At 43.6% G+C, this 26,924-nt stretch carries 26 protein-coding genes; 17 read left to right on the forward strand and 9 right to left on the reverse strand.

Annotation, left to right across the window (positions count from 1 at the left end; all coding sequences use genetic code 11):
* The first annotated feature begins 95 nt into the window (after positions 1-95).
* Positions 96-446, forward strand: a complete 351-nt coding sequence (locus ACZ43M_RS07085) for a nitrous oxide-stimulated promoter family protein (protein ID WP_464506709.1) — start codon at positions 96-98, stop codon at positions 444-446.
* Positions 447-493: 47 nt separating this feature from the next.
* On the opposite strand, the gene ACZ43M_RS07090 is transcribed toward ACZ43M_RS07085, so the two are convergent.
* The 3 genes from ACZ43M_RS07090 to ACZ43M_RS07100 form a co-directional block, all read right to left on the reverse strand.
* The gene (locus ACZ43M_RS07090; protein WP_464506710.1) at positions 494-1,984 is read right to left on the reverse strand and encodes a peptide MFS transporter; all 1,491 of its coding nucleotides are present in this window, start codon (positions 1,982-1,984) and stop codon (positions 494-496) included.
* A gap of 201 nt (positions 1,985-2,185) precedes the next feature.
* Positions 2,186-3,214 (reverse strand): GIY-YIG nuclease family protein, encoded by a 1,029-nt coding sequence (locus ACZ43M_RS07095; protein ID WP_464506711.1) that lies wholly within the window; start codon positions 3,212-3,214, stop codon positions 2,186-2,188.
* A 777-nt stretch (positions 3,215-3,991) separates the two neighbouring features.
* Positions 3,992-4,900: a nuclease-related domain-containing protein gene (locus ACZ43M_RS07100; RefSeq protein ID WP_464506712.1), complete on the reverse strand. Its 909-nt coding sequence runs from the start codon at positions 4,898-4,900 to the stop codon at positions 3,992-3,994.
* Between the two features lie 222 nt (positions 4,901-5,122).
* Here ACZ43M_RS07100 and ACZ43M_RS07105 point away from each other — a divergent pair, with 222 nt between their 5' ends.
* On the forward strand, positions 5,123-5,422 hold the full coding sequence (locus tag ACZ43M_RS07105; RefSeq protein WP_464506713.1) for a hypothetical protein: 300 nt from the start codon (positions 5,123-5,125) through the stop codon (positions 5,420-5,422).
* Between the two features lie 64 nt (positions 5,423-5,486).
* Here the strand turns inward: ACZ43M_RS07105 and ACZ43M_RS07110 are convergent, their stop codons facing one another.
* The 6 genes from ACZ43M_RS07110 to ACZ43M_RS07135 all read right to left on the reverse strand — a co-directional run bounded on the left by ACZ43M_RS07110 (position 5,487) and on the right by ACZ43M_RS07135 (position 8,569).
* Positions 5,487-5,846, reverse strand: a complete 360-nt coding sequence (locus tag ACZ43M_RS07110; protein ID WP_464506714.1) for a DoxX family protein — start codon at positions 5,844-5,846, stop codon at positions 5,487-5,489.
* Between the two features lie 88 nt (positions 5,847-5,934).
* Positions 5,935-6,900 carry an AtpZ/AtpI family protein gene (locus ACZ43M_RS07115; RefSeq protein ID WP_464506715.1) on the reverse strand — a complete coding sequence of 322 codons (966 nt, stop codon included), beginning with the start codon at positions 6,898-6,900 and terminating at the stop codon, positions 5,935-5,937.
* A complete protein-coding gene (locus ACZ43M_RS07120; protein ID WP_464506716.1) occupies positions 6,897-7,271 on the reverse strand; it encodes an ATP synthase F0 subunit B in 375 nt (124 codons plus the stop codon). The genes ACZ43M_RS07115 and ACZ43M_RS07120 overlap by 4 nt, the downstream gene beginning before the upstream one ends.
* 17 nt (positions 7,272-7,288) lie before the next feature.
* The gene (locus ACZ43M_RS07125; RefSeq protein ID WP_464506717.1) at positions 7,289-7,663 is read right to left on the reverse strand and encodes a F0F1 ATP synthase subunit A; all 375 of its coding nucleotides are present in this window, start codon (positions 7,661-7,663) and stop codon (positions 7,289-7,291) included.
* Positions 7,664-7,674: 11 nt separating this feature from the next.
* Entirely contained in the window at positions 7,675-8,037 is a 363-nt protein-coding gene (locus ACZ43M_RS07130) for a F0F1 ATP synthase subunit A (RefSeq protein ID WP_464506718.1), read from the reverse strand.
* Between the two features lie 229 nt (positions 8,038-8,266).
* Positions 8,267-8,569: an EthD family reductase gene (locus tag ACZ43M_RS07135; RefSeq protein ID WP_464506719.1), complete on the reverse strand. Its 303-nt coding sequence runs from the start codon at positions 8,567-8,569 to the stop codon at positions 8,267-8,269.
* A 280-nt stretch (positions 8,570-8,849) separates the two neighbouring features.
* Here ACZ43M_RS07135 and ACZ43M_RS07140 point away from each other — a divergent pair, with 280 nt between their 5' ends.
* The 15 genes from ACZ43M_RS07140 (at position 8,850) to argF (ending at position 26,923) form a co-directional block, all read left to right on the forward strand.
* Positions 8,850-9,614, forward strand: coding sequence for a MerR family transcriptional regulator (locus ACZ43M_RS07140; protein WP_464506720.1), 765 nt, complete (start codon positions 8,850-8,852; stop codon positions 9,612-9,614).
* Between the two features lie 209 nt (positions 9,615-9,823).
* Entirely contained in the window at positions 9,824-10,837 is a 1,014-nt protein-coding gene (locus ACZ43M_RS07145; protein ID WP_464506721.1) for an ABC transporter ATP-binding protein, read from the forward strand.
* Positions 10,818-11,786: an ABC transporter ATP-binding protein gene (locus ACZ43M_RS07150; protein ID WP_464506722.1), complete on the forward strand. Its 969-nt coding sequence runs from the start codon at positions 10,818-10,820 to the stop codon at positions 11,784-11,786. The genes ACZ43M_RS07145 and ACZ43M_RS07150 overlap by 20 nt, the downstream gene beginning before the upstream one ends.
* Before the next feature lie 48 nt (positions 11,787-11,834).
* Entirely contained in the window at positions 11,835-13,460 is a 1,626-nt protein-coding gene (locus ACZ43M_RS07155) for an ABC transporter substrate-binding protein (protein WP_464506723.1), read from the forward strand.
* A gap of 61 nt (positions 13,461-13,521) precedes the next feature.
* Positions 13,522-14,529, forward strand: coding sequence for an ABC transporter permease (locus ACZ43M_RS07160; RefSeq protein WP_464506724.1), 1,008 nt, complete (start codon positions 13,522-13,524; stop codon positions 14,527-14,529).
* Between the two features lie 13 nt (positions 14,530-14,542).
* Positions 14,543-15,442: a nickel transporter permease gene (nikC, locus tag ACZ43M_RS07165; RefSeq protein WP_464506725.1), complete on the forward strand. Its 900-nt coding sequence runs from the start codon at positions 14,543-14,545 to the stop codon at positions 15,440-15,442.
* A 438-nt stretch (positions 15,443-15,880) separates the two neighbouring features.
* The gene (locus ACZ43M_RS07170) at positions 15,881-16,390 is read left to right on the forward strand and encodes a shikimate kinase (RefSeq protein ID WP_464506726.1); all 510 of its coding nucleotides are present in this window, start codon (positions 15,881-15,883) and stop codon (positions 16,388-16,390) included.
* Between the two features lie 15 nt (positions 16,391-16,405).
* A complete protein-coding gene (gene aroD, locus ACZ43M_RS07175) occupies positions 16,406-17,170 on the forward strand; it encodes a type I 3-dehydroquinate dehydratase (protein ID WP_464506727.1) in 765 nt (254 codons plus the stop codon).
* A 206-nt stretch (positions 17,171-17,376) separates the two neighbouring features.
* Positions 17,377-18,414 (forward strand): N-acetyl-gamma-glutamyl-phosphate reductase, encoded by a 1,038-nt coding sequence (gene argC, locus ACZ43M_RS07180; RefSeq protein WP_464506728.1) that lies wholly within the window; start codon positions 17,377-17,379, stop codon positions 18,412-18,414.
* Between the two features lie 68 nt (positions 18,415-18,482).
* The gene (argJ, locus tag ACZ43M_RS07185; RefSeq protein WP_464507981.1) at positions 18,483-19,709 is read left to right on the forward strand and encodes a bifunctional ornithine acetyltransferase/N-acetylglutamate synthase; all 1,227 of its coding nucleotides are present in this window, start codon (positions 18,483-18,485) and stop codon (positions 19,707-19,709) included.
* A 14-nt stretch (positions 19,710-19,723) separates the two neighbouring features.
* A complete protein-coding gene (gene argB / locus ACZ43M_RS07190) occupies positions 19,724-20,521 on the forward strand; it encodes an acetylglutamate kinase (protein ID WP_464506729.1) in 798 nt (265 codons plus the stop codon).
* The gene (locus ACZ43M_RS07195) at positions 20,521-21,720 is read left to right on the forward strand and encodes an acetylornithine transaminase (protein ID WP_464506730.1); all 1,200 of its coding nucleotides are present in this window, start codon (positions 20,521-20,523) and stop codon (positions 21,718-21,720) included. Before argB ends, ACZ43M_RS07195 begins: the two co-directional genes overlap by 1 nt.
* A 5-nt stretch (positions 21,721-21,725) precedes the next feature.
* Entirely contained in the window at positions 21,726-22,802 is a 1,077-nt protein-coding gene (locus ACZ43M_RS07200) for a carbamoyl phosphate synthase small subunit (RefSeq protein ID WP_464507982.1), read from the forward strand.
* Positions 22,789-25,989 carry a carbamoyl-phosphate synthase (glutamine-hydrolyzing) large subunit gene (gene carB, locus ACZ43M_RS07205; RefSeq protein WP_464506731.1) on the forward strand — a complete coding sequence of 1,067 codons (3,201 nt, stop codon included), beginning with the start codon at positions 22,789-22,791 and terminating at the stop codon, positions 25,987-25,989. Before ACZ43M_RS07200 ends, carB begins: the two co-directional genes overlap by 14 nt.
* On the forward strand, positions 25,973-26,923 hold the full coding sequence (argF, locus tag ACZ43M_RS07210) for an ornithine carbamoyltransferase (RefSeq protein ID WP_464506732.1): 951 nt from the start codon (positions 25,973-25,975) through the stop codon (positions 26,921-26,923). Before carB ends, argF begins: the two co-directional genes overlap by 17 nt.
* Position 26,924 lies beyond the last annotated feature (1 nt).

Here is a 26,924-nt window from a genome sequence, read left to right on the forward strand (position 1 = left end):
AAATTGTGCGGGAATTGTAAAATCTCTTCCATCAATCCGAAATCTCCTGTGCTATGGTTAAGATAGGAAGATGAATTGGATGGGGGTTTTTCTATATGGGTGCCCGCTTAATTGAACCGAATACAGGTCCAAACATTCAAAAAGAAAAAGAAATTGTCAAAGAGATGATCACGATTTATTGCAGCAAGAAGCATAGACATGTTAATGGAGTTCTTAAAAATGGGATATGCAAAGACTGTGAGGATTTAAAACACTATGCCCTTATGCGGCTGACATTCTGCCGCTTTGGCGAGGACAAGACCGCTTGCTCTAACTGCAAAATTCATTGCTACAAGCCAAAATACCGTGAAAAAATGAAGGTCGTCATGCGCTATTCCGGACCTTGGATGATGCTTTATCATCCGGTTTACGCAGTAAAGCATTTGTTCAATGGAAGATTTAAATAAAGTAAAAGGGTGCAATCTCTTAACGAGACTGCACCCTTTTTGCATTATTAGCGAATGCCCTTCATCAGGCTCTGAATTTTCGGAGCCATCATTAGTAGAAGGATTCCTAATACTAGTGAAGCACCACCGATAATTCCGAAGTAGGCCATTTCGTTTTCAGTTGTATAGAATTTCACGATTTGTGCATTGATTGCTTGCGCTGCTGCACTGGACAAGAACCACAAGCTCATGGTTTGTGCCGAGAACGCTGCTGGAGCCAGCTTAGTTGTAGCAGATAAACCAACAGGTGATAAGCATAATTCCCCAAGAACTACAATTAAATAGCTAAGCACTAACCATAATGGGTTAACTAGTGCATCTGTACCGCCAAAGTAGGCAGGAAGCAGAATCACGATAAAAGATAGACCAGCGAACAACAATGCCAATGAGAATTTTTGTGGAATGGTTGGCTCATATTTTCCAAGCTTCACCCACAACCAGGCAAAAACTGGTGCTAATGTAATGATGAATAATGGGTTAAGTGATTGGAACCATGCTGGAGAAATCTTGATTCCGGCAAAGTTTAATTGTGTACGAGTATCCGCATAGCTTGCCAAGATGGTTGATCCTTGCTCTTGGATCGCCCAGAACATAACGGATGCAATAAATAACGGAATATATGCGATCAGACGAGAACGTTCTATATCTGTCGTTTTTTTGCTGCGGTACATCACAATGAAATACATTGTAGGAATTAAGATACCAAGAATACCAATCAGATTAACGAAAGTTTCAAAAGTTAAGTATCCAGTAGAAATGGCGATGACTGCTAAAATAACAATGACAACGACAGCAATTCCAATAATAGTAAATACCTTTTTCTTTTCAGCAGGTGACAGTGGATTGGAAACAGTCGTACCTGCAAGACCAAGATTCTTTTTCTTGGTTAAAACAAACATGATTAAGCCCACGAACATACCGATCGCTGCGATACTAAAGCCTGCATGGAAGCTGTAATCCATCAGGGAGCCAACGATTAATGGTGAGATGAAGGCACCAAGGTTAATTCCCATATAGAAAATACTAAAGCCGGCGTCACGACGATTGTCGTTTTCTGCATACATTTCACCAACAACGCTGGAAACGTTTGGTTTTAGTAACCCAGTCCCAAGAACGATCAATACCATCGAAACGAAGAATAAAGTGATGGTTCCCGGAATAGCCAAGGCAATATGACCAAGCATAATTAGAATACCACCGTAGAACACGGCCTTTGAAGTACCGAAAACCCGGTCAGCTAACCAGCCGCCGATAATCCCGGACATGTATACCAGCGATCCGTAAATGGACATGATCGAAAGGGCAAGTGTCTTGTCCATTCCGAGTCCGCCTTTGGTAACTTCATAGTACATATAGAATACAAGGATAGCTCTCATTCCATAATAAGAGAAACGCTCCCAGAATTCAGTGAAGAACAGTGTGAATAGTCCTTTTGGATGTCCAAAAAATCCCTTCTGAGGTACACTGTCCACAATCTTCTGTCTATTTAAGTTTGACATGTAATTTACCTCCTTTTATTATTCTATAATACTTTCTAAAGTTTGGAATCGTCAAAAACTTTTTTTTGGAAATACATTTACAATTTAGAAAAACCCTTGATATTATTATGTTTTACAGAGCTAATTTTTAAAAAGAAAGTTATTTTAAAATAGTAAATATATTTCCATTATTCAAATAAAAAAGCCCTTGAAAAGGACTTTTTAAAGTAATTCGCCCATAACGCTGCTTTGTGCAGCCTGGTCTTTCGGTATGATGATAGATCGGCACTGGCTGCTTTTTAAATAGCTGTAAATGATTTGTGCTTCGTCCAAGTCATCTCGTGTAACCGTTAAAGATGGCGTCCCTTGCTTGAAATATTTCGTGATCTGACCTGCCAATTCTGTTGAGTTCGCTTGTCCCCTACTATATTTCTTTGAAAAAAGCACTTTATTGCCTTTTATTAAAAAGAACTTAAACGTCGTTTCATCCAAGTCCTCAATAACCGCAATGTTTTGATTCTCCTCAGTAAATTCGATGACCCGCTCTTTATTGAGTAGGAAGTTGACTCTATCTAGTGAGTCTCTTAGCTTTGCCGCTGTTTCAAAGTCATACTGTTGGGCGGCAGCTTGCATTTTCTGTTCTAGTTCTTCAAGAATGCTCATGTCTGAGCCGTTAAACATAGCGATGATTTTATCGATAATCCTGTTGTATTCTGCTAGTGCTGTTCCGCCGATACATACGCCGATGCACAGTCCTAAGGCGTGGTTCAAACAAGGTGTGTTTTGCTTAGCTCGGCCGCAGCAGTTGATTTTAAAGGTATCTTTAAGTGCTTGAAGCGCTTTTTCCACGGTATGTTTGCTAACAAATGGACCGAAATGAAGGCTCCCGTCCTTAGGGGTGTCAGTTAGGTCAAACCTGCGCAATTCTTTATCACTCCGTACTGTTATATAGGTATAGGACTGCGGGTTTTTCATTTTCCGGTTGTAATAAGGCTTCATTTTCTTGATTAATTTGCATTCCAGCATAAATGCTTCAAATTCGGTATCGGTGTTGATGGTATCGAGGTCTTTGATTGAGGCTGCCATCTTTTTAACCTTTGGTGTATGGGCTTTGGATTGATAAAAGTAGGACTGTACCCGTTTCTTCAGGTTCTTGGCTTTCCCTACATAAATAATGGTGTTTTGGCTATCCTTCATGAGATAAACGCCTGGGGTTGAGGGAAGGTTTTTTACTTTTTCTTTAAGATTCATAGACGACCCACTCCTTTCCTGTTTATAGTGTAGCATATAGGTCTCTTTGGGTGCGGTATTCCACTATTTACCGATGTTTTTCCTCTATCTACCAATCCTTCCTATATATTGAAATTAGAATACAAGAGTACATTTTTAATATAAAGGGAGAGAGTGTATATGAGGAAACAGAGAAAGAAATTGAAGGTGACAGAAGGGGTGTCAGCGGTAAAAAAGAAGGTTTGATTTTTCCCATGAAGGCGGGAAAAGGGGGAGGACGGTAAAAAAGAATAGTTTATTTTTCCCGTGAAGATGCCAGAAGGGGTGCCAGCGGTAAAAAAGGGGTTTGATTTTTCCCGTGAAGGTGCCAGAAGGGGTGTCAGCGGTAAAAAAGGGGGTTGATTTTGCCCATAAAGGTGGAAAAGGGGGAGGACGGTAAAAAAGAATGGTTTATTTTTCCCGTGAAGGTACCAGAAGGGGTGCCAGGGGTAAAAAAGAAGGTTTGATTTTTCCCATGAAGGCGGGAAAAGAGGGGCGACGGTAAAAAAGAATGGTGTATTTTTCCCGTGAAGGTGCCAGAAGGGGTGTCAGGGGTAAAAAAGAAGGTTTGATTTTTCCCATGAAGGCGGGAAAAGAGGGGCGACGGTAAAAAAGAATGGTTTATTTTTCCCGTGAAGGAATTAAGAAGGGTTCACGAGTAAAAATGAACGATTTATTTGAATGAGAAATTTTTGCAAACAAAGAAAAAGAGACCCTGTATCATAATGAAAAATATGATACAGAATCCCCCATCAAGGATTACACTTTTAAAATAAAATAACGAGTTTTTGTATTTCCGATAGAATGAAAGTTTTGTAATAATATTCTTCTAATTGTCTTTCGAGACACCATTCCTCCACACCATTCATAAACCAGACTTGTTGTTATCTTCATCCCCGGAAAAAGCATCATCAACTCCCGTACACTCCGCAAAACGGCCGCATCTACTGCTTCCTCAGCCCCGCAATCATCACATACAACTTTTTCCCCCTTTACGGATGTCGAAAGTTTATGACAAGAGGAACTCATGATACCCTTTCGGAGTTCTTCGAAACTATACTGAGGATAGGAAGCATAAGGAGAATCTACCAAATCCAGTGATACCAAGAGGTCCGCAAGCTTTTCTTGGGCATTATTGAGCTTCGAGTACTCGTTATTTAATTTTTTCAAAAAGCGGTTTACTTGTGACGGGTGAATAACGAATTCATTTTGAGGAGCATTGTACAAGGTAAACTCGGGGTTAATATAGACCAGGTAAGACCGGATGTCAAAGTGGAATCCGTATTGTTGAAGTAATTGACGAAATAAGTCCTCGGCACGTTGTAACTGGTTCAGTGGATCCTTCAAAAACTTATCTGCTTTCTTGAAATGTCCTTCGGAGTCATAGTGGTAGTCGCCTTCAAAGTTTTTAATATCAATGAGGTAGATTTTTTTTAGAAAAATTAGGATTTTATCAATTTGAAAGGTGCTATCCCCCGACTTGAGCAACAGCCCGTTGATAATCCAGCATTTGCTGTGGAGCAGCTCGTCGGTCAAGGAATCAAACTTTATCTCACCAACTAAGCCTTTTTCTATTTTCCACTTTTCGTCTTCCAGTAAATCCATCCTTCCATTCAATGACCTTGCCATTAACAATTCTTTCGGCACCTGCCGCGGTTTCTTTATCATAATTCACCATCCTATTTTTAATTGAATACCACTTTTATAGTACAAAAGTTTCAGACCGATTTAGACAAAATATATGTATTTTCTGTTAACAATCATTTGAGCTTCGGCAATGCTGTAGAAAAAATAATAACGCTGTATATATTTGTTTATCGATAGTGATTGAATGCGTTTTCAATTCCCTTGATAATTTAACTTGTGGTGACTGGAGATATTAAAATTCCTGTGCTTGCGATGCATGACATTGGCGACCTGTTTGTTCCGTTTAGCATGGAGCAGATTTATGCCAAGAGAATTAATGAAAAAGGTAACTCCGATTTGTTCGTTCCAAGGGCTATTAGGGGTATTGGACACTGTGACTTTACAGAGGCGGAAGAAGTGGCAGGATTCTCTGACCTTGTTAAATGGGTGGAAGAAGGGAAAAAGCCTGAAGGGGATGACATTTTGAACCCACAGGCAGTAGCTGCCCCAACATTCGGCACAAAATTTACGAGTGAATTACGTGGATTCGATCCATTGAAATAACAACTTGAAAATGGGATTATCCCCAAAGTCATTTAACTGACTTTGGGGATAGTCCCGATTACTTTTATTTAGGATACCTTTTATATAAAGCAATCAACAAAACTAACATGACGATGTCCAACCTGGCATTAAAGGCAAACTGCAAAATTCCCGAACTCAGGAGCGGCAATTTTGTGAGCAGGATGGCGGCAATCATAATGGTAATAAGGGGAATGACGGCGTTTTTTACATAACGGTTTGCTAAAATTAATCCTCCGCAGCCAATCTCCAGCAGGATAACGATCTTTAACATCAACTGTGAATAAGGGAGTCCGATGTTAATAAAATGATTGGCGATATCGGCGTTCAGTAGTTTCATAAGTCCAGAAATGATAAAAACATATGCCACTGCATAGCGAATCCATTTCATGGCGGTAAAATTCATGTTTGTCCCAGCCTCCTTTATAAACCTTATGCAGCAAGGGGGACAAACCATGACTACAAAAAACAGCAGGTTCTGAAAACCTGCGTCATTAACCGCCAACGAGTTTTTTCTCAGGTTTCTGGTTGGTGATCAGCCCATCGTAGTCGGTAAAATAAAAGTCAATCGGCGGCATGCTGTCGAGATAATGGCCTTGGAGAAGCTGGTGGTAGTTGACCCGACATAGTGGATCGTATGGACGGATTGGGCACGTTTTATTTACTTTATAGAACAAGTAAACAGCTTTTTGAACTTTATCGAGAAGGGGAGGGATGTCCTTATCTGTTTCCTTATAAATGGTGAACGTCTCTTTTGACATATAATACGACTGAGCGGGAATTCCGCCAAGATACGGAGCCAGTTGTTCAAAATCAATGCTGTAGTCGTCTTTTATCAAGATACTGCGGCTAATCCCTTTTGGCAGATCGGCCGCGAATTGGCGGACACCTTCACGGATATCGGAAAGCGTTACCGGAATCACCGGCCAGTCCCCGGTCTCAGGCTTTTTCTTGATGCCAATTTTAACAGGCGGTATTTTTCCTTTCTCCCCATGGGTGCCAAGGTATTTTATCATCATTGCGTAGCCTACCAAGCTTCCAATCGCGATTCCTAAAAAGATTCCAATAATGGTGAAGCCCGGGTAGATTCCCAATTGCGCATCCAATTTTGTCCCGTGCTGATAACCGCCGTAAATTGATAAGGCAAGTGCAACCCCAACCATCAGATGGAGCGATAGGGTTTGCACCAGAAAATTGATGAATGCTTGGAAGTTAGATTCTGTGCTGGTATAAAGCGTTGCAAGAAACCTGGTCACATCCGTTTTTAATTCCTCGGAAATCGGCAGCCCCTCCATAAAATTTTCAACGATGTGCTTTGAATCTTCAGGGTCATTTTTCAAGGTATAAGCGAACTTTTCGAAATTTCCTTTTCTATATTGGACATAGACCTTTTTAGGCTCGTTTTCAATGATCATTTTTTCAATTAACTTCCCGTGTTCTTTGACGAATTCATATTTCATGATGCACCACGACCTTTCAGCCCCCGCAATTCGTTTTCATAGGCTTCCGTCCGGATGGTGAAGGCTTCTTTTCTGGCTGCTTTTAAAATAATATTCGCTTCTTCGCGGGCTTTCGCAATGATTTGCTTGGCCTCCTGGCTTGCTATGTCCGTCATTTCCCGCTGCTTCAACAGCTCCTCTTCGGCTTCACGTTTATAGGTTTCAGCCAGGTTTAGTTGGTTATCAATAGATTCTCTTCGATTTTCCATCGCATCCACGAGCTTACCGAGAAACTTTTTCTTAAGAATCCAAATTAAAGCGGTAAAGATGACTGCTTGATAGATCATTGTCCCCAATGACACCGGCATCCCGAAAATTTCAAATTCCCCCATTTTTTCCACCTCCTTACTTACGCTTCGGCCTCATTTACCCGTTGGCCGATATAAACCATAAACAGTGTCACGAAAATGTAAGCTTGAATCCCGCCAATGAACAGGCAAAATACCTGCCAAATCATCATTGGTATCGCTGCAAGCAGACCAGTGCCGATTCCAATAAAGATGCCGGATTGGAATCCTTTCCAAGCGGCAGCGGCAAGAATGCCCAGCATCACTTCCCCAGCATAAATATTCCCGAATAACCGGAGTCCAAGGGTAAGCGTCGTGCAGAACTGTTCTAAAATATTGATAGGGAACAAGGCCTTAAATGGTTTGAAAAAGCTTAAGAAGTAATTTTTCCATCCATGGAGGCGGATGTGGATAAAATGAGTGTAAACAATCATCATGATGGCGAGCGTCATCGTGACATGCGCATCGGCGGTGGGTGACTTCCACCAGGTGGCTTGATCTTCTCCGGCGATGAAGGAGAAGGGGACGCCCAGTGTGTGTTGGCAATGAACAGATAGAGAATCAGCCCGACGCCGCCGGCGAGGATGAACAGATTGTCTTTTCGGCCCATGGAGTTCATCATGATATTTTGGATAAATTCGATGACCCATTCCAATAAATTTTGCATTTTACCGGGTTTTTTCGTCGTGACCTGCCGTGTGCAGAGATAGGCAAATACTAGTACAACAAGGGCGGCGGTGGTACTGGTTAAAATAATAGAGAGGTCGAAGGTTAACCCAAAGATTTGAACGAGAGGACGTGTGGTGTGCATAGATAATCCCTCCTTTCTGGACTAATTTGCTGACAGAAAGTGCAGGGGGAGTGGAGTTGGAGAGTATGGTACCTTATAGTTCTATTGTACTACTGTTTTTTGTGAAAAGGTATACTTAGAGTGTTAATAATTTTGAGATTCTGAATATTAAACTTCCTACTATTGTAATAAGGAGAATATAAAAAAGGAAGACCCGTGTTGATTGGATCTTCCAGCTTCTTGTGAAATCTTAATCTGTAATTAAAATGACAGGCGGCTTATGCAAAAATGGCATAAGATTTATTACATCGCCTTGGACATCCCGGCCTTCAGCGGATGATAATGCTTGAGTTAGTTCTTGAGGAGTCTCGAAAATAAGCTCAGCACAAAGATAGGGTTGTTCAGCAGTGTTTTGTGCTTGCAGGACGCGATGAACTTCAGCAGCTTTTATATGAGGCAGCTTTTGTGCTAACGGAATATGCACATTAAAATAATAGTTTTCAAATCCTTCTTGATCCTTCGGTTGATCATAAATTACTACCAATTTAGCCATCACAATTTCCCCTTCCAACAAATAGATTTACAAGCTCACCCCTCTATTATAAAAGGAAAAAAGACCCAACATTAACAAAACCGTTCGACATCTTTTTCTTTGGTTTTAATTTGGGGTTTTATTCCATTTGGTGTCAGGCACCACTTGTGGACATTTGTCCTCCTGACGTGGACAGTCGCCGAACTCAACCTTTTTCATTTCTCTTGAAAAAATAGGCATACTAGTGGTTGACTTTGACGCTGCGTAAAGGTGTATTGTTGTTGTTGAGGAGGTGAACAGCATGGAGTATACGGTTCAGAAGCTTGCCAGTTTGGCGGGGGTTAGTACGAGGACGCTCAGGTATTATGATGAAGTGGGTATTCTTAAGCCGGCAAGAATCAATTCGTCAGGCTACCGGATTTATGGTCAACAGGAAGTGGATATGCTGCAGCAAATTCTCTTCTATCGGGAATTAGGTTTAAGCCTTGACCATATTAAAGCAATCGTGACCGACCCTGGCTTCGATCGCAAGAAGGCACTCAAGGAACATCGCCAGCAGCTCCTCGAAAAACGAAAGCAATTGGATTTATTAATTGCCAATGTCGAAAAGACCATTGAGGCGACAGAAGGGAGAATGAACATGTCTAATAAAGAGAAATTTGAAGGCTTCAAGAAAAAGCTGATAGATGATAATGAGCAGAAGTACGGCAAGGAGATTCGTGAAAAATATGGCGACGAAATGGTGGAACAATCTAACGCCAAACTCATGAATATGACCCAGGAGCAATATGAGGAAGTGACGGCTTTAGCAGAGCAAGTGACACTGACCCTCGCTGAGGCGGTTAAAACTGGTGACCCAGCTGGGGAGTTGGCGCAAAAAGCCGCAGAACTTCACAAAAAATGGCTCACTTACTATTGGAAAGAATACAGTAAAGAGGCCCATGCCGGTCTTGCCCAAATGTATGTCGACGACGAGAGATTCACGGCCTATTACGATAAGGAGCAACCGGGAACAGCACAATTCCTCCGAGATGCAATTCTTATTTATACTGGTTTAAAGCAATAGAGTAAAATTTGGCATCTGACACCCACAACGGGAGTCAGGTGCCTTTTTTTGACAATTTTCCCCGAAACATCCTAAATTCCCCATACAAATTTTGACAAAATTCTTGTTGGGCATTATGCCATAATAGTCATAATATTGGATAATTTTAAAAGTTTTGCCATGTCAATACTATCTGGTACTAGATTTGAAAAAAAGTAGGTGTAAGCAATATGGACAAACAATCGATCCTGCAAATAAATGATTTAAAGGTATCCTTCCAATCGGGCAAAAAGCTGCTTCCAGCTGTCGATGGCATCAGTTTCCAACTGAAGGAAGGGGAAATCCTCGGCATTGTCGGTGAATCCGGCAGCGGGAAGAGCGTAACATCGCTGGCAGCCATGGGACTGATTCCTTCACCGCCCGGCAAAATTGAAAATGGAGACATTATTTTTGAAGGAAAAAACCTCACACATATCTCGGAAAAAGAATGGCGAAACATCCGAGGCAATCAGATTTCGATGATCTTTCAGGAGCCGATGACCTCGTTAAATCCGTTGTTTACGATTGGCAATCAGCTCACCGAAGCCATCCGATTACATACGGACCTCTCCAAAAGAGAAGCCAAGGTCCGCAGTATTGAATTACTTAAACTAGTTGGAATTCCGCGGGCGGAAGGGATTCTATCTGAGCATCCGCACCAGCTTTCAGGCGGTATGCGGCAGCGGGTAATGATTGCGATGGCCATGGCCTGTAATCCAAGGGTGCTGATTGCGGACGAGCCGACAACCGCACTCGATGTGACAATCCAGGCGCAAATTCTCGCCTTAATGAAAGACTTAAATAAAAAGACGAACACCTCTATTATTCTGATCACCCATGATTTGGGAGTTGTCGCTGAAATCTGCGAGCGCGTTATCGTTATGTACGCCGGCCAAATTGTCGAGCAGGGCGATGTGAAAAAAATCTTAAAAGACCCGCAGCACCCTTATACGAAGGGCTTATTGAAATCAGTTCCAGATTTAAGAGCCAAGAAGGAGCGGCTCTACAGTATTCCTGGGACGGTACCTGTTCCAGGGTCCATTCAGGCAGGCTGTCGCTTTGCCGCGAGATGTGCTGACCGCTTCGAAAAATGTCAGGTGTCAGCGCCGGATTTATATCATTCGGAAAATGATGGACATGAAGTCCGCTGTTTCCTGCACACCATGAAGGAAGGGAGTGAACACCATGTCGGAGTTACTTCTTGAAGTAAATGGCTTGAAAAAATACTTTCCGATCGCAAGCGGCCTGTTTGGCAAAAAACAGGGTGAAGTCAAAGCGGTCGATGATGTTTCTTTTTACGTCAGAAAAGGCGAAACGCTGGGAATCGTTGGCGAGTCCGGATGCGGAAAATCAACGACCGGCCGCCTGCTCATGCGGCTCATCGAAGCCAGTGACGGGAGAATTATTTTTGAAGATAAAGAGATTACTAAGATGTCAAAGCAAGAGTTACGAAAAATTCGCCGTGATATCCAGATGGTATTCCAGGACCCGTATGCCTCGCTGAATCCCCGGCATTCGGTCGAGCAAATTCTCGAAGAACCGCTGATTGTTCATGGAATCGGGACAAAGGAGGAGCGTCAGAAGCGGGTAAAGGAAATGCTTGAAGTTGTCGGCCTAAGCAGCTATCATGCCAAGCGCTACCCGCATCAGTTCAGCGGCGGCCAGCGCCAGAGGATTGGCATTGCTAGAGCGCTGATGACGAAACCTAAGTTGATTATCGCTGATGAACCGGTGTCGGCCCTCGATGTTTCAATCCAGGCCCAGGTTCTCAATTTAATGAAGGACATTCAGGAGGAGTTTCAACTAACCTACATATTCATTGCCCACGACTTAGGGGTTGTCCGCCATATTAGCGACCGGGTCGGCGTGATGTATTTAGGCAGATTAATAGAATTGGCAGAAAGTGAAGAACTCTACGAAAATCCGATGCACCCATACACAAAAGCACTACTGTCAGCGGTTCCGATACCGGATCCGGATTTAAAGAAACAACCCATTTTAATACAGGGCGAGCTGCCCAGCCCGGCTAATCCGCCGTCTGGCTGCGCTTTCCACACAAGGTGTTCGCAGGTAATGGATATTTGCAAATCGGCCAGACCCGCCGAACACAATCACAACGGTCACTATGTTGCCTGTCACTTATATAACTCGTGAGAGGCGCATTGATGATATAAAAACAAATTTTACACAGGGGGAAACAGAATGAAGAAGAATTCTTTTAAAATGCTGTTGATTGCCATTATGGCCATTAGCATGTTTCTAGTTGGCTGCAGCGGCAAATCGGAAGAAACAGGCGGAAAGAAGGAGCCTGCGTCAAACGGCGGTTCCAGTTCAGGTTCTACTAAGGATACGCTTGTTTTCGGGCGCGGCGGTGATTCCACATCCCTAGACCCAATCACGACAACAGAAGGGGAAGCTTTTAAAGTAACTGAGAATATTTTTGAAACATTGATCCAGTTTGGGGATCAAGATATGTCCCTTAATCCTGGGCTTGCTGAATCGTGGGAGCCTTCCGAAGATGGATTAACTTACACCTTCAAGCTTCGCAAGGGTGTTAAATTCCATGACGGAACCGACTTTAATGCAGATGCCGTTGTCTTCAACTTCAAACGCTGGGCAAGTGGGAATGCAGATAAGTTCCCTTACTACTCCAACTTCGGCGGCTATGAAGGTGATGCCGGCCACGTGATTAAAGAGGTAAAAGCGGTTGACGAGAATACAGTGCAATTTGTGTTAAATCGAACTCAAGGTCCATTCCTAAAGAACCTTGCCATGTCTCCATTTGGTATTGCCAGCCCGGCAGCCATTGAGAAGTATGGTGATGACTTCAGAAGCCATCCAGTAGGTACAGGTCCATTCAAATTCGTGGAATGGAAGCAAAATGATACTGTAACGCTTGAAAAGAACCCTGATTACTGGCAAGAAGGACTGCCAAAATTAAATAAACTGATTTTCCGGGTTATTCCTGAAAACACAGCGCGCTTGAATGCGCTTGTCAATGGAGAAATTGACATTATGGATGGCCTAAACTATTCCGATGAGAAAACGGTCACATCAAATGCAAACCTGCAGGTTGTAGAACGTCCATCGATGAACGTTGGTTACCTAGGTATGACAGCAACACGGAAACCATTTGATAACAAGCTTGTTCGCCAAGCGATTAACCATGCGATTGATAAGAAAGCCCTTATTGAAGCTTTCTATGCAGGAAAAGCAGAACCGGCGATTAACCCAATGCCGCCGAATATTGATGGCTATAACAAAGACATTAAGGATTACCCTTATGATTTGGAAAAAGCAAAAGAGCTGTTGAAGGAAGCAGGCTATGAAAAAGGCTTCGAAATCGACCTATGGGCAATGCCTGTGGCTCGTCCATATATGCCGGAAGCGCAGAAAGTTGCTGAAGTAATCCAAGATAGCTTGAGCAAGATTGGCGTAAAGGCCAATATCAAATCTGCTGAATGGGCTACCTATTTGGATGACGCAGCAAAAGGCAAGTTTGATATGTTTATGCTTGGCTGGACAGGTGACAATGGCGATGCTGATAACTTCCTGTACACATTGCTCGACAAAGATAGCATTGGTAGCAACAACTATTCCTACTACAGCAATGATGAACTTCATGATATCTTGATTGCTGCGCAATCTGAGCCTGACAAAGACAAACGTAATGAGCTTTACAAGAAAGCCCAAGAGATTATTAAAGATGATGCTCCATGGGTGCCGCTTGTACACTCTAGACCGTTATTGGCTGCTGCAAAGGATGTATCAGGTTATTTGCCGCATCCAACCGGCTCTGAAGCTTTGACAAAGGTTGAATTCAAATAATGATTCCAGGAAGGGGAGGTAGTACTAACTCCCCTTTTTTTCAAAAAAGAGGTGAAAAGAATTGTTCACTTATACGATTCGCCGCGTGTTGTCTTTAATCCCCGTACTATTTGGGATGACGCTTGTTGTTTTTGCCATTATACATGCGATTCCGGGAAATCCCGCCCAAGTCATCCTTGGACAAAAGGCCACTGCCGAAGCGATTGCCACTTTAACAAGAGAGCTGGGGCTGGACCGGCCGTGGTACATACAATATTTTGATTATGTTGGACAACTCCTTCAAGGAGATTTGGGGACCTCCTTAAGAACAAGAGGTCCGATTAATGTAGAGATTTGGCCGTTTCTAGCAGCGACAGCCGAATTGACGCTTGTGGCGATGATCATTGCTGTCGTGATTGGCGTTAATGCAGGGATTATCAGTGCCTGGTTTTCAAGGTCATGGTTTGATTATGGCGCTATGGTACTGGCGCTCATCGGGGTATCGCTGCCGATTTTTTGGCTCGGCTTAATGTTTCAATGGGCTTTTTCAATTGAATTGGGCTGGCTTCCGACAACCGGCCGGGAAAATGTCCGTGATCCTGTTACGGCCATAACAAACTTCTATCTCATCGACTCCTTGCTTCAAGGGAGACCTGATCAATTTGTTACCGTATTGAAGCATTTGATTATGCCAAGTGCCGCGCTTGCGACCATTCCTATGGCGATTATTGCGAGAATGACCCGGGCGACAATGCTTGAGGTCATGAAGTCCGATTATGTACGGACCGCGAGAGCCAAGGGCCTGAGAATGTTCTGGGTGGTGTACAAGCATTCCTTGAAAAATGCCATCATCCCTGTTTTGACCGTTATCGGTTTACAAACCGGACTTCTTTTGGGCGGAGCGATTTTAACAGAAACGATCTTCGGTTGGCCTGGTATTGGCCGTTATTTATACGAAGCCATCGCCTACCGTGATTATCCGGTTATCCAGTCGGGGATCCTACTCATCGCTGCGATCTTTGTTTTGATTAACTTGGTTGTCGATCTGCTGTATGTCCTGGTCGATCCAAGAATCAAGTACAACAAATAAGGAGGGATAAAGAATGGCAGAACTAGTGAAAAATACAGCCGATATCTCGATGATACCCGCCGAAGAAAAGCTGATTCCTCCTTGGAAAGAGGCATTGCAATCTTTTTATAAAAATAAACTAGCCGTTATTGGAATGGCGATTGTGCTGTTTTTTATTGTGCTTGCCGTAATTGCACCTTGGGTAGCACCCTATGGCTTTAAGGAGCAGGTGCTGGCCGACCGGATGCAGGCCCCGTCGAGCAAGCATTGGTTCGGCACAGATGACTTTGGCCGCGACATTTTCTCGCGAATATTATATGGGGCGCGGATCTCTTTATGGGTAGGATTCTTCTCCGTTTTAGGATCCGTTGTCGCCGGGACTTTTCTCGGTATTGTCGCCGGATATTACGGCCGCTGGGTTGACGGGATTATTTCACGTGTGTTTGATATTATGCTGGCGTTTCCTAGTATTCTCTTGGCGATTGCAGTGGTATCGATTTTAGGACCATCTTTACAGAATGCGTTGATTGCGATTGCAGTTATTAATGTGCCGAACTTTGGCCGGCTTGTCCGCTCTAGGGTGCTTAGTGTGAAGCAGGAGGAATATATCATGTCTGCCCGCGCCATCGGAATGAAGGACTCACGAATTCTGTTCCGGCATATTTTGCCGAATAGTATCTCGCCGGTTATCGTTCAAGCGACGCTGGCTATTGCCACGGCAATTATTGAAGCGGCTGCACTGGGGTTCTTGGGATTGGGTGCCCAGCCGCCAGAGCCAGAGTGGGGCAAAATGCTTGCTGACTCGAAAAACTACATTACCCAAGCACCGTGGACATTGTTTTTCCCGGGGATTGCGATTATGCTGACTGTACTTGGGTTTAACCTGATGGGGGACGGCCTGCGGGATGTACTCGATCCGAAAATGAAGCAATGAACGTGGAGGCTCCGATGAGGAGTCTCTTTTTATATGGGTAAATTAGCAGAATATTTTATGTCTTTGAATGAAATATAGTGTAATATGAAAATAACTTTTATAAAAAGCGCTATTGAGGACAATGTTCGTGAATTTTCAGGGGTAAGTGTCCTCAATAAGGCGGATAGAGGACACTTTTGGTTAGAATTAAGGCGGTGGTGTCCTCAATAAGGCGGATAGAGGACACATTTGGTTAGAATTAAGGCGGCGGTGTCCTCAATAAGGCGGATAGAGGACACATTTGGTTAGAATTAAGGCAGAAGTGTCCTCAATAACGTGAATAGAAGACACTTCTTGATAGTTTTATGTTCAAACTGTCCTTAATACATATGGAAAAATAGTTTCCGTAACATTTTCGTTGGGTAATTTTAAAATTAGTAGAATGGATGGAGTTTTTTTATGGTACATAATGGGAAAACCCTGGTATTTATAGGATTTATGGGGGCCGGCAAGACGACGGTAGGAAAACTGGTGGCCCAGAAATTAAATAGAAAGTTTATCGATACAGATGACGTGATTGAAAAGGAATTTGGTATGCCAATACCAGAAGTTTTTAAAAAATACGGGGAACCGGTATTTAGAGAAAAGGAAAAGAGCGTAATAGCCGACTTAACAGGAAAAACGAATTTGGTACTATCTTTAGGTGGGGGAGCCTTTTTACAAGAAGAAATCCGCGAAGCATGTTTATCCAATGCAAATGTCATTTTTCTAGATATATCATTTGAGAGCTGGAAAGACAGGCTGGAGCTAATTATTGATAACCGCCCTGTACTTCAAGGCAAATCAATGGAAGAAACTAAAGAGCTTTATAAAAAACGGCAGGAGGTTTACGCAAACCACCATATAAAAATACAGGTAGATAACAAAACTCCTGACGAGATTGCTGATGAAATATTGGCGAAATTATAAGAAGGTGTGACTTAAATGAAGAAAGTAATTAATGTTGGAGGGGTCACAATTGGTGAAGGAGCCCCGAAAATCTGCGTCCCACTGGTTGGCATAACGCTGACTGAATTAATAGAAGAAACTCAATTTTTAAAGGAACTGGACTTTGATCTGGTCGAGTGGCGGGTAGATTACTTTGAAAGTGTTGAAGATATTGAAAAGGTTAAAGACGCACTTTTACAACTTCGAACAATACTTAAAGACGCACCGCTTATTTTTACTTTTCGAAGTAAGCGGGAGGGCGGCGAAAAGGAAGTCAGCAATGAGTATTATTTCGAACTAAACAAAGCAGTGGCTGAAACAGGTTTGGCAGACTTTATTGATGTTGAGCTATTTAATGAAGAAAAGGACATCAAAAATCTGATAGAATTTGCTCATAAAAACAAAACCCTTGTTATTATTTCAAATCATGATTTTCATAAGACACCTCCAAAAGAAGAAATTGTGACAAGGCTGCGTAAAGCTCAGGAATTAGGAGGGGACATTCCAAAGATAGCTGTTATGCCAACGAGTACTGTTGACGTTCTAACATTGTTGGAGGCGACCAATACCATGTACAAGGAGTATGCTGATACGCCAATCATTACGATTTCAATGGGTGGTACTGGACTTATAAGCCGATTCTCAGGAGAGGTGTTTGGCTCAGCCATTACATTTGCATCTGCTAAAAAAGCTTCAGCACCGGGGCAGGTGTCTATAGGGGAATTAAAAAAGGTTTTGGATTTAGTACATTCCAATTTATAAAGCATTCTATAGGGACCTTGATGGTCTCTTTTTTTATGCAGCTATGCATGATGGTTGTATAAATATAAACAAATAATTGAAAGCGTTTACAAAATAAAGTGCGTAAAAATTAAATAAATAATGAAAAATAAGTAATTTATGGATTGAATAATTATATACATGTATGTATAATAATTCATTATAAAACAATGCGGGAGTGAGAGAAATTGAAGGCTGCGATAATTGGCGGCACCGGGTATGGCGCAATTGAGTTAATAAGGCTTTTAAAAAAGCATCCTAATATTGAACTTGGTACAGTTGTTTCTAACTCCCAGGCAGGAAAGAGCTTTAGTGAAGCATATCCGCACCTAACTGGATTAATAGAACAACCTTTGGAAAAATTCAATCCAAAAAGTTTAGCAGAAGATAACGATCTCGTTTTCCTGGCAACTCCTTCAGCGGTCAGCAGCAATCTTGTTCCGCAGCTCAGGGAATACAGCTTGAAATGTATTGATCTATCCGGGGACTTTCGACTAAGGTCCACCGAAGAATATGAAACGTGGTATAAGCATGCAGCTCCACCGGGAAATTACCTAAACGAAGCGGTGTATGGGCTAAGTGAAATTTATGACGAACAAATAAAAAATGCAAATTTAATAGCAAATCCAGGATGTTACCCTACCGCGGCAACTCTCGGATTGATTCCGATTTTAAAAAATAATGTAGCAGATTACGAGAGTATCATTATAGATGCAAAATCGGGTGTCAGCGGTGCAGGAAGGGGACTTTCGTTAACCTCTCACTACGCTGAAATCAATGAAAACCTAAAGGCCTACAAACTGGGAGCACACCAGCATATACCGGAAATCGAACAGGTTCTTTCAGATGAAAGCGGGAATCCAATAACGGTTACCTTCACAACGCACTTGGTACCGATGAACCGCGGAATTATGTGTACAACTTATGTGAAACTGAAAAACAAACTCTCTACAGAAGACGTCCATCAACTATACGATGAATACTACAAAAATAAACCATTTGTAAGAATCAGGCCTCTGGGAACAGTACCGTCAACAAAAGAAGTTCTCGGAAGCAACTTTTGTGACATCGGTCTTCATGTCGATCAACGTACAAATCGCCTAACAATCATTTCAGTGATTGACAATCTAGTAAAAGGCGCCGCAGGCCAGGCCATCCAAAACGCAAATATCATGTTTGGCTGGGATGTCAGGACGGGGCTTGATGACATCCCAATATATCCATAATGAAAAAATAGCTTAATAGGTAAAGAGCTTTACGAACGAACAGGGACCAAAAGGGGGAAATTACAATGATTCAAGCCACATCCAGTCAGAAAATAGTTGTACTTGAAGAAGAAGGCGTTACTTTACCGCAAGGGTTTAAGGCGGGGGGCATGCATTGCGGGGTTAAACGGAAACGGCTTGATCTCGGTTATATAGTTTCAGAGGTCCCGGCAGCAGTTGCGGGAGTATATACGACAAATATTTTTCAGGCAGCACCGCTTCTGGTGACTCAAGAAAGCATAGCAAAGGAAAATAAAATTCAAGCGATCATAGTGAACTCCGGAAACGCCAATGCCTGTACAGGGGAACAAGGGTTAAAGGATGCAGTTACAATGCAAAATGACTTTGCAGATCAGCTAGGGATCGATCAGCATTTGGTAGCAGTTACATCAACAGGGGTGATCGGCGAATTGCTGCCAATGGATAAAATTCAGGCAGGAATTAGTCAAATTCTTAATGATGAATATGAAGCTCAAGACAATTTCCTGCAAGCAATCCTGACAACCGACACTTGCGTGAAGCACACCGCAGTTCAATTACAACTTGATGGCAAAACCATTAGCATCGGCGGGGCATCAAAAGGTTCCGGCATGATTCATCCAAACATGGCTACCATGCTCGGCTTTGTCACAACAGATGCAAATGTTGCTCATGAAGACCTTTTAGCCGCGCTTAGAGAAGTGACAAATCAAACCTTTAACATGATAACTGTCGATGGTGATACGAGTACAAATGATATGGTTCTGGTTATGGCTAACGGACTTGCAGGGAATGATCAACTGACAAAAGACCACCCAGAGTGGGATACATTTGTGAATGGATTAAAGATTGTCAGTGAATCTCTAGCGAAAAAAATTGCCCGAGATGGAGAAGGAGCAACAAAGCTAATTGAAGTTCAGGTGAACGGAGCATTTAGTTACGAGGCGGCAAGAGCTGTTGGTAAATCCATTATTTCTTCTAATCTTGTAAAATCGGCTATCTTCGGAACAGATGCAAACTGGGGCCGAATCGTTACAGCAATCGGGTATAGCGGAGTTCCGGTGGAGCCAAACGGAGTCAAAGTTGCTTTAGGATCATTCAAAGTATTTGAAAACGGCCTGCCATGCCCATTTGATGAAGCGGCAGCCAAGAGTTATCTGGAGCAAGAAGTTGTCCAAATTTATGTTGACCTAAACCAAGGCGGCTATAGTGCTACCGCATGGGGATGCGACCTTACTTATGACTATGTGAAAATTAACGCATCCTACCGCACTTAAAGGAGGAACTCCAAATGAAATATTTAGTCATAAAGTGCGGTGGAAGTGTGTTAGAAAATCTACCAAGGTCATTTTATGAAGACATTGTCCGGATGCAGGAGTTAGGGGAATGGACGCCCGTCCTTGTCCATGGCGGCGGTCCTTTAATCAATCAACTTTTAAAAAGCTTAAACATAGAAACGAAGTTCATTAATGGCCTCAGAGTGACCAACCACGATGTTCTCGACATTGTAGAGATGGTCTTAAGTGGAATGGTCAATAAACAAGTCGTCAGAAACATTGTAGAAGTAGGCGGCAGCGCCATTGGCGTGAGCGGCGTGGATGGCAATCTGCTCCAAGCAGAACCAACTTCCGATGCCAAAACACTTGGTTACGTTGGAGAGGTGGTCGGTGTAAATAAAAAAGTCATCGATGGAATCGTTAGCCAAGGGTGCATTCCCGTGGTTTCGCCGATTGGAATCGATACATGCGGCCAGCGTTACAATATCAATGGCGACATCGCTGCCTCCGCTGTTGCGAAAGCACTCGAGGCGAAATTATGTTTTATCAGTGATATCCCAGGAATCTTAGTTGAAAAAAATGGCGTAAAAACAAAAGTAGATAAAGTCTCAAAAGCCATTATCGAGGAAATGATCGAAAATCAAACCATCTACGGTGGGATGATTCCGAAGGTTAAAGCGGCTATTGATGGCCTAGTTCATAACATCCCTGAAGTCGCCATCATTAACGGCTTTGAAAAAAGCAGTTTACTAGATTACGTGAACGGAAAACAAATCGGTACTAAAATCGTTTTAGAAGAGGAGATAGCGTAATGCCAAATAATAATACCATATCTCAACTTTCGCCTGTCATGCCAACCTACGCCCGCTTTCCAGTGACGCTGGTCAAGGGAAAAGGCAGCTATGTATGGGATGACAAGGGTACACAGCTATTAGATTTCACCTCCGGCATTGCCACCTGCAACCTCGGCCATGTACCGGAACCAGTTAAAGCAAAGCTCGAAGAACAGCTGCAAAACCTGTGGCACTGTTCAAACTTATATAACATTCCGAATCAAGATCAACTGGCAGCCCTGCTAACAGCCAATAGCTGCGGTGACCAAGTGTTTTTCTGTAACAGCGGAGCAGAAGCCAATGAAGCGGCGATCAAGCTTGCTAGAAGATATGCCAACAAGGTGAAGGGAAGCGGTTCGTCAGAAGTCGTAACTTTCAAGCAATCGTTTCACGGGCGGACATTGGCAACCCTAACTGCAACTGGCCAGGAAAAAATCCAGCATGGCTTTGCGCCATTAATGCCAGGTTTCAGCTACCTGCCATACAACGACATTGAAGCGCTTGATGAACTGGAATCCAAACTGCCGGCAGGCGTTCTGCTTGAACTTGTCCAAGGGGAAGGCGGCGTTATTCCTGCCAATCCAATCTGGGTGCAAAAACTAGCAGAAATCTGCAAGCAACACAACATTCTTCTAATGGTCGATGAAATTCAAACGGGTATTGGCCGGACAGGGACACTTTTTGCATATGAGCAATATGGCATTGAGCCAGACGTCATCAGCGTTGCCAAAGGCCTCGGTTCCGGTTTCCCAATCGGTGCGATCATCGCGAAAGAAGAAGCTGCAAAGGGCTTCGAACCTGGCAGCCATGGCAGCACATTTGGCGGAAATCCGCTTGCAACTGCTGCAGGGGTGGCAACCATTACACATATAGTTGAAACCAACATACTTAACCAAGCAAACGAAATGGCACCGTACCTGGACCTTCAGCTCCAAGGCTTGAAACAAAAATACGATTTTATTAAAGACATCCGCGGCAAAGGGCTGCTAAAAGGGCTGCTAGTCGAAACCGATGCAGCAGCCATTGTCAAAAAAGCCATCGAGCATAAGCTGCTGATTTTAACAGCAGGACCAGATGTGGTACGAATTTTGCCGCCATTAACTGTGACGAAGGACGAAATAAACGAATTTACTATAAAGCTGGAAAAAACCTTCCTAAGTTTAGAGAAAGGCGAGTGAGTGATTTGGAGCAGGGTTACCTTACTTTGGAAACGGGAGAGGTCTTTGAAGGCATATTGATTGGAGCTGACAAAGACTCCCTCGGAGAAGTCGTTTTTAATACAAGTATGACTGGGTATCAGGAAATCATCACCGACCCTTCCTATGCCGGTCAAATCATCACGTTTTGCTATCCGATTATCGGAAACTACGGCATCAATGCCTTGGACGATGAAAGCATTTCACCTGCACTCGCAGGTGTCGTGATCGGCGATTTATGTGAAACACCAAGCCATTATCAATCATTCCAAAAATTTTCCGAGAAACTAAAGCAGGCCGGCGTTCCGGGGATTGCTGGAGTAGACACAAGGCTGCTTGTAAAAACCATTCGCAGCCGGGGCACGGTCAAAGGCTTTTTAAGCAAAATGTCAGAAGCAAGCTTCCCAGCAGCCGAGCAAGCACCACTATGGGTGGATCAAGTTTCCACAAAGAAGACGCAATACTTCAAAAATAACGGCCCGCATGTGGTCCTGATGGATTTTGGCTTTAAAAAGTCAATCCTAAACGCCCTGCTGGCAGAAGGCTGCGCCGTCAGTGTAGTTCCGTATAATACATCATTTGAAAAAATAAAAGCCCTAAATCCGGATGGCGTCTTACTTAGCAACGGCCCTGGCGACCCGATGTCCCTGAAAAAGTGGTTCCCGGAAATTAAAAAAATCAGCCAGCATTATCCGACACTTGGAATTTGTCTAGGGCACCAGTTAATCGCCCTTGCCTATGGCGCCAAAACTGAAAAGCTTGCCTACGGTCATCGCGGCGGCAACCATCCAGTAAAGGAATTAAATACTGGAAAAGTGAAAATTACAGCCCAAAACCACGGCTATGTAGTCGTTGATAACAGCATTGACAGTAAGGTGTTCGATGTCACCTACCGGAATGTAAACGACAAGTCGATTGAGGGTTTGCAGCATAAAACTTATCATATTAAAACTGTACAATTTCACCCGGAAGCCCATCCGGGGCCAAGTGATACCGCACATATTTTAACAGAATTTGTTACACAGATTGCATCAATGGGAGAGACACGTTATGCCGTTAAATAAAAATCTGAAAAAAGTGCTAGTAATTGGCTCAGGTCCGATTGTCATCGGGCAGGCAGCAGAATTTGACTATGCTGGCACACAGGCGTGCATCGCCCTGAAAGAAGAAGGACTGGAAGTGGTCCTCATTAATAATAACCCGGCAACGATCATGACCGATGAGGCCGTTGCCGATAAAGTATATATCGAGCCGTTAACGGTTGAAAGTATTGAAAAAATTATTGTAAAAGAAATGCCGGATGGGGTCATTGGTACCCTTGGCGGTCAAACCGGCCTAAACCTTGCCGTTCAGCTCTTTGAACAGAAGATCCTTGAAAAATACAATGTCGAGCTGCTCGGAACGTCCGTTGAGTCGATCAAAAACGGAGAGGACCGTGAGCGATTCCGCAACCTGATGCTGCAAATTGGCGAACCGATTCCAGAATCGGCCATCATTCACAGCTATGAAGAGGGCCTGGAGTTCGTAGGGCAAATCGGCTACCCAGTCATTATTCGACCGGCATACACGCTGGGCGGGGACGGCGGCGGCTTTGCCTATAACGAAGAGGACTTGGAAGTTGTTCTGAAAAAAGGTCTGGCAGCCAGCCCGATTCACCAGGTGTTGGTCGAGAAAAGCATCAAGGGCTGGAAGGAAATTGAATATGAGGTCATGCGTGATGCCAATGATACATGCATCATCGTTTGCAACATGGAAAACATGGACCCGGTCGGTGTTCACACTGGCGATTCCATTGTGGTCGCCCCGTCGCAAACGTTGACAGATGTACAGTATCAAATGCTCCGTGACGTTTCGATAAAGGTGATTCGGGAACTCGAGATTATTGGCGGCTGTAACATTCAGTTCGCGCTCCACCCTGAATCCAACCAGTATTACATTATTGAAGTCAATCCAAGGGTGAGCCGTTCATCGGCACTTGCTTCAAAAGCTACCGGCTATCCGATTGCAAGGATGGCGGCAAAGTGCGCGATTGGCTACCACTTGGATGAGATTGTGAATCCGATAACAGGCAATACCTTTGCCTCGTTTGAACCAGCGATTGATTATATTGTCGTAAAACTGCCGCGCTTCCCGTTTGACAAGTTCCCTGAAGCGGACAGAACACTGGGGACACAAATGAAAGCCACCGGTGAAGTAATGGCGATTGACCGGACGTTCGAAGGGGCGCTTAACAAAGCGATTCGCTCCATGGAAATGAACGTATATGGGTTATGCCGCGAAGGATTTTTAGCAGAAGTGGATTTGGAACCCCTTCTTGAAACAGCCAACGATCAGCGGCTGTTCGTCATCGCTGAAGCTTTTAAGAGAGGCTGCACTCTTGAGCAAGTTCAGCAGTTAACCCAAATCGACCCATGGTTTTTACACAAAATCAGCTCAATCGTCGCGTTGGAAACAGAGCTTGCAACCTACCAATGGAGCAATGTCCCGCTTCAGCTTTTAAAACAAGCCAAGCGCAATAACATTGCCGACAAGCTATTATCGCAAATTTATCATATTCCGGAAAAACAAATCAGAAGCAAGTGGAAGGAACAAAACTGGAAGCCAGGCTATAAAATGGTTGATACATGTTCGGCCGAATTTGATGCCGTCACACCATACTACTATTCTACTTGGCACGGCTTTGATGAAGTGGAGCCGACGGAAAAGAAAAAAATCCTTGTTATTGGCAGCGGCCCAATCCGGATCGGTCAAGGAATTGAGTTCGATTACTGTTCCGTGCACGCCGCGAAGGCCCTCAAGAAAAAAGGCTACGCAGCGGTTGTCATCAACAACAATCCAGAGACAGTAAGTACCGATTATTCCGTTGCTGACAGCTTATACTTTGAACCGCTCGCAGCCGAAGATGTTCTTCATGTAATTGAAAAAGAACAGGTAGAAGGTGTGCTGATTCAATTCGGCGGGCAAACGGCGATTAATTTGGCCCACGAGTTAGAAGCAGAGGGCATTAACATTTTGGGAACGTCGGTGAAGGATGTTGACCGTTTAGAGGACCGGAAAGAATTTTATGGCTTGCTGGAGGATCTGCAGATTCCACATATTGAAGGGAAAATGGCCCAAACACCAGATGAACTTTTCATTGGTGCTGCGGAGCTCGGGTATCCCGTTCTAGTAAGGCCATCGTATGTCATCGGCGGCCAGGCGATGTTTACGATTTTTTCAGAAGAGGAATTATCGGGCTATATCAAACAGCTAGATTCACACGAAAAAATGTGGCCGTTATTGGTAGATAAATATGTGCCAGGGCTGGAATGCGAGATTGATGTCATCAGTGACGGCGAGCAGATTGTCGTACCGGGCATCTTTGAACATATTGAAAAAGCCGGCGTTCACTCCGGTGACAGTATTTCAGTGTTTCCGCCAATTACGATCACCCCAAAAATGAAAGAAACGTTAATAAATTACGCTGATCTAATTGCGAAAGAAGCGCAAATCGTTGGGATGATGAACATACAATTTGTCATCCACGAAGATACGGTTTATGTACTTGAAGTCAACCCGCGCTCGTCGCGCACCGTGCCAATCATCAGCAAAGTGACTGGAATACCGATGATTGAATTGGCCGTTGGCGCACAATTGGGAGATACACTTACTGGTTATACTCCAGGACTCCAGCCGGAACCAAATTATTTTTCCGTCAAAGCACCGATTTTCTCCTCCAGCAAACTAAAAGGAGTGGACCATGTGCTCGGACCGGAAATGAAATCGACAGGTGAAGCACTCGGGCTTGGCCAGAGCTATCAAGAAGCGTTTGAAAAAGCGATTCCTTCTCTTGGTGGAGGAAACTATATTTTATGTTCCATCTCCGACCGTGAAAAGCCGGTCAGTCTTCCGATTATTGCGGAACTGGTTAAAACAAATAAGCTCGCCGCAACCGAGGGCACGGCGGAATATCTGCAAAGCCACGGCATCACTGTTGAAGTAGTAGTCAAGGATGAAAACGATGTCCTGCAATTTTTCAAAAATCAAAAGGTAAAAGGTGTTATCAATATTCCGAATCAAGGCCGTAACAAACAGAAATTCGGCTTCCAAATCCGCGAACATGCCGTCCGCTACAAGGTGCCAGTGTTTACTCATTTGGATACGGTGAAAGCGATGATTGGGCTGCCAACGGTTTCGGATTATTACGTTCAGACGGTCAGCGAGTTCTACGAATTGGAAAAGAGAGGTGTTGTCCATGCTAAAGGCAACTAATATAGACTTAAAAGGGAAAGACTTCTTACAGCTATCTGACTATACAAGCGAAGAAATTCTTTATTTGCTAGATGTGGCCCAGGAATTGAAGGCATTGCAAAAGCAGGGAAAACCACAACCCTATTTGAACGGAAAGGTATTGGGGATGATTTTTGAAAAATCATCCACCCGTACTAGGGTGTCATTTGAAGTTGGCATGCTTCAGCTTGGAGGTCATGCGATTTTCTTAAGTTCCAAGGATATTCAGTTGGGGCGCGGTGAAAGTATTTCCGATACGGCAAAGGTACTGTCACGCTATGTTGATGGCATCATGATCCGTACATTCGCCCACGATTCAGTGGAAGAATTGGCAGAGCATGCCACAGTGCCAGTCATCAATGGACTGACCGACCTGCAGCACCCGACTCAAGTAATGGCTGATCTGTTAACGATTCTTGAGCATAAAGGCAAGTTATCGGGCCTGAAATTGGCCTATATTGGCGACGGCAATAATAACATGGCCCATTCCTTAATGGAAGGCGCCGTCAAGGTTGGAATGGATATCTCGGTTGCCTCCCCGCCGGGCTATTTGCCGAATGGCTATATTACTGAAAGAGCAATTAAAGCTGGCAAACAACATGGATGCAATGTGACGATTACCAACGATCCGGTGGAAGCTGTTTCCGGGGCAGATGTGATTGTGACCGATGTTTGGACCTCCATGGGGCAAGAGGAAGAGACTCAAAAACGATTGCAAGCATTCCAGGCCTACCAAGTCAATGCAGAATTATGCAAGTATGCAAAAGAGGATTTCCTGTTTTTACATTGTCTGCCGGCCCATCGCGGCGAAGAGGTAACCGCAGAAATTATCGACGGCCCGCATTCAGTTGTTTTTGATGAAGCGGAAAACCGCCTTCATGCCCAAAAAGCAATTTTAAAATTATTACTAGCTTAAT

This window comes from Neobacillus sp. B24 (assembly GCF_055381825.1).

Bases quoted from the DNA above. Each gene is read 5' to 3' on its own strand.
- ACZ43M_RS07100 (WP_464506712.1), bottom strand. From the start codon at position 4,900: ATGATAAAGAAACCGCGGCAGGTGCCGAAAGAATTGTTAATGGCAAGG.
- ACZ43M_RS07155 (WP_464506723.1), top strand. From the start codon at position 11,835: ATGAAGAAGAATTCTTTTAAAATGCTGTTGATTGCCATTATGGCCATT.
- ACZ43M_RS07115 (WP_464506715.1), bottom strand. From the start codon at position 6,900: ATGAAATATGAATTCGTCAAAGAACACGGGAAGTTAATTGAAAAAATG.
- ACZ43M_RS07135 (WP_464506719.1), bottom strand. From the start codon at position 8,569: ATGGCTAAATTGGTAGTAATTTATGATCAACCGAAGGATCAAGAAGGA.
- ACZ43M_RS07110 (WP_464506714.1), bottom strand. From the start codon at position 5,846: ATGAATTTTACCGCCATGAAATGGATTCGCTATGCAGTGGCATATGTT.
- aroD (WP_464506727.1), top strand. From the start codon at position 16,406: ATGAAGAAAGTAATTAATGTTGGAGGGGTCACAATTGGTGAAGGAGCC.
- ACZ43M_RS07150 (WP_464506722.1), top strand. From the start codon at position 10,818: ATGTCGGAGTTACTTCTTGAAGTAAATGGCTTGAAAAAATACTTTCCG.
- ACZ43M_RS07120 (WP_464506716.1), bottom strand. From the start codon at position 7,271: ATGGGGGAATTTGAAATTTTCGGGATGCCGGTGTCATTGGGGACAATG.
- carB (WP_464506731.1), top strand. From the start codon at position 22,789: ATGCCGTTAAATAAAAATCTGAAAAAAGTGCTAGTAATTGGCTCAGGT.
- argF (WP_464506732.1), top strand. From the start codon at position 25,973: ATGCTAAAGGCAACTAATATAGACTTAAAAGGGAAAGACTTCTTACAG.
- ACZ43M_RS07085 (WP_464506709.1), top strand. From the start codon at position 96: ATGGGTGCCCGCTTAATTGAACCGAATACAGGTCCAAACATTCAAAAA.
- ACZ43M_RS07140 (WP_464506720.1), top strand. From the start codon at position 8,850: ATGGAGTATACGGTTCAGAAGCTTGCCAGTTTGGCGGGGGTTAGTACG.
- ACZ43M_RS07095 (WP_464506711.1), bottom strand. From the start codon at position 3,214: ATGAATCTTAAAGAAAAAGTAAAAAACCTTCCCTCAACCCCAGGCGTT.
- argB (WP_464506729.1), top strand. From the start codon at position 19,724: ATGAAATATTTAGTCATAAAGTGCGGTGGAAGTGTGTTAGAAAATCTA.
- ACZ43M_RS07195 (WP_464506730.1), top strand. From the start codon at position 20,521: ATGCCAAATAATAATACCATATCTCAACTTTCGCCTGTCATGCCAACC.
- ACZ43M_RS07145 (WP_464506721.1), top strand. From the start codon at position 9,824: ATGGACAAACAATCGATCCTGCAAATAAATGATTTAAAGGTATCCTTC.
- ACZ43M_RS07130 (WP_464506718.1), bottom strand. From the start codon at position 8,037: ATGCACACCACACGTCCTCTCGTTCAAATCTTTGGGTTAACCTTCGAC.
- nikC (WP_464506725.1), top strand. From the start codon at position 14,543: ATGGCAGAACTAGTGAAAAATACAGCCGATATCTCGATGATACCCGCC.
- ACZ43M_RS07090 (WP_464506710.1), bottom strand. From the start codon at position 1,984: ATGTCAAACTTAAATAGACAGAAGATTGTGGACAGTGTACCTCAGAAG.
- ACZ43M_RS07170 (WP_464506726.1), top strand. From the start codon at position 15,881: ATGGTACATAATGGGAAAACCCTGGTATTTATAGGATTTATGGGGGCC.
- ACZ43M_RS07125 (WP_464506717.1), bottom strand. From the start codon at position 7,663: ATGATGATTGTTTACACTCATTTTATCCACATCCGCCTCCATGGATGG.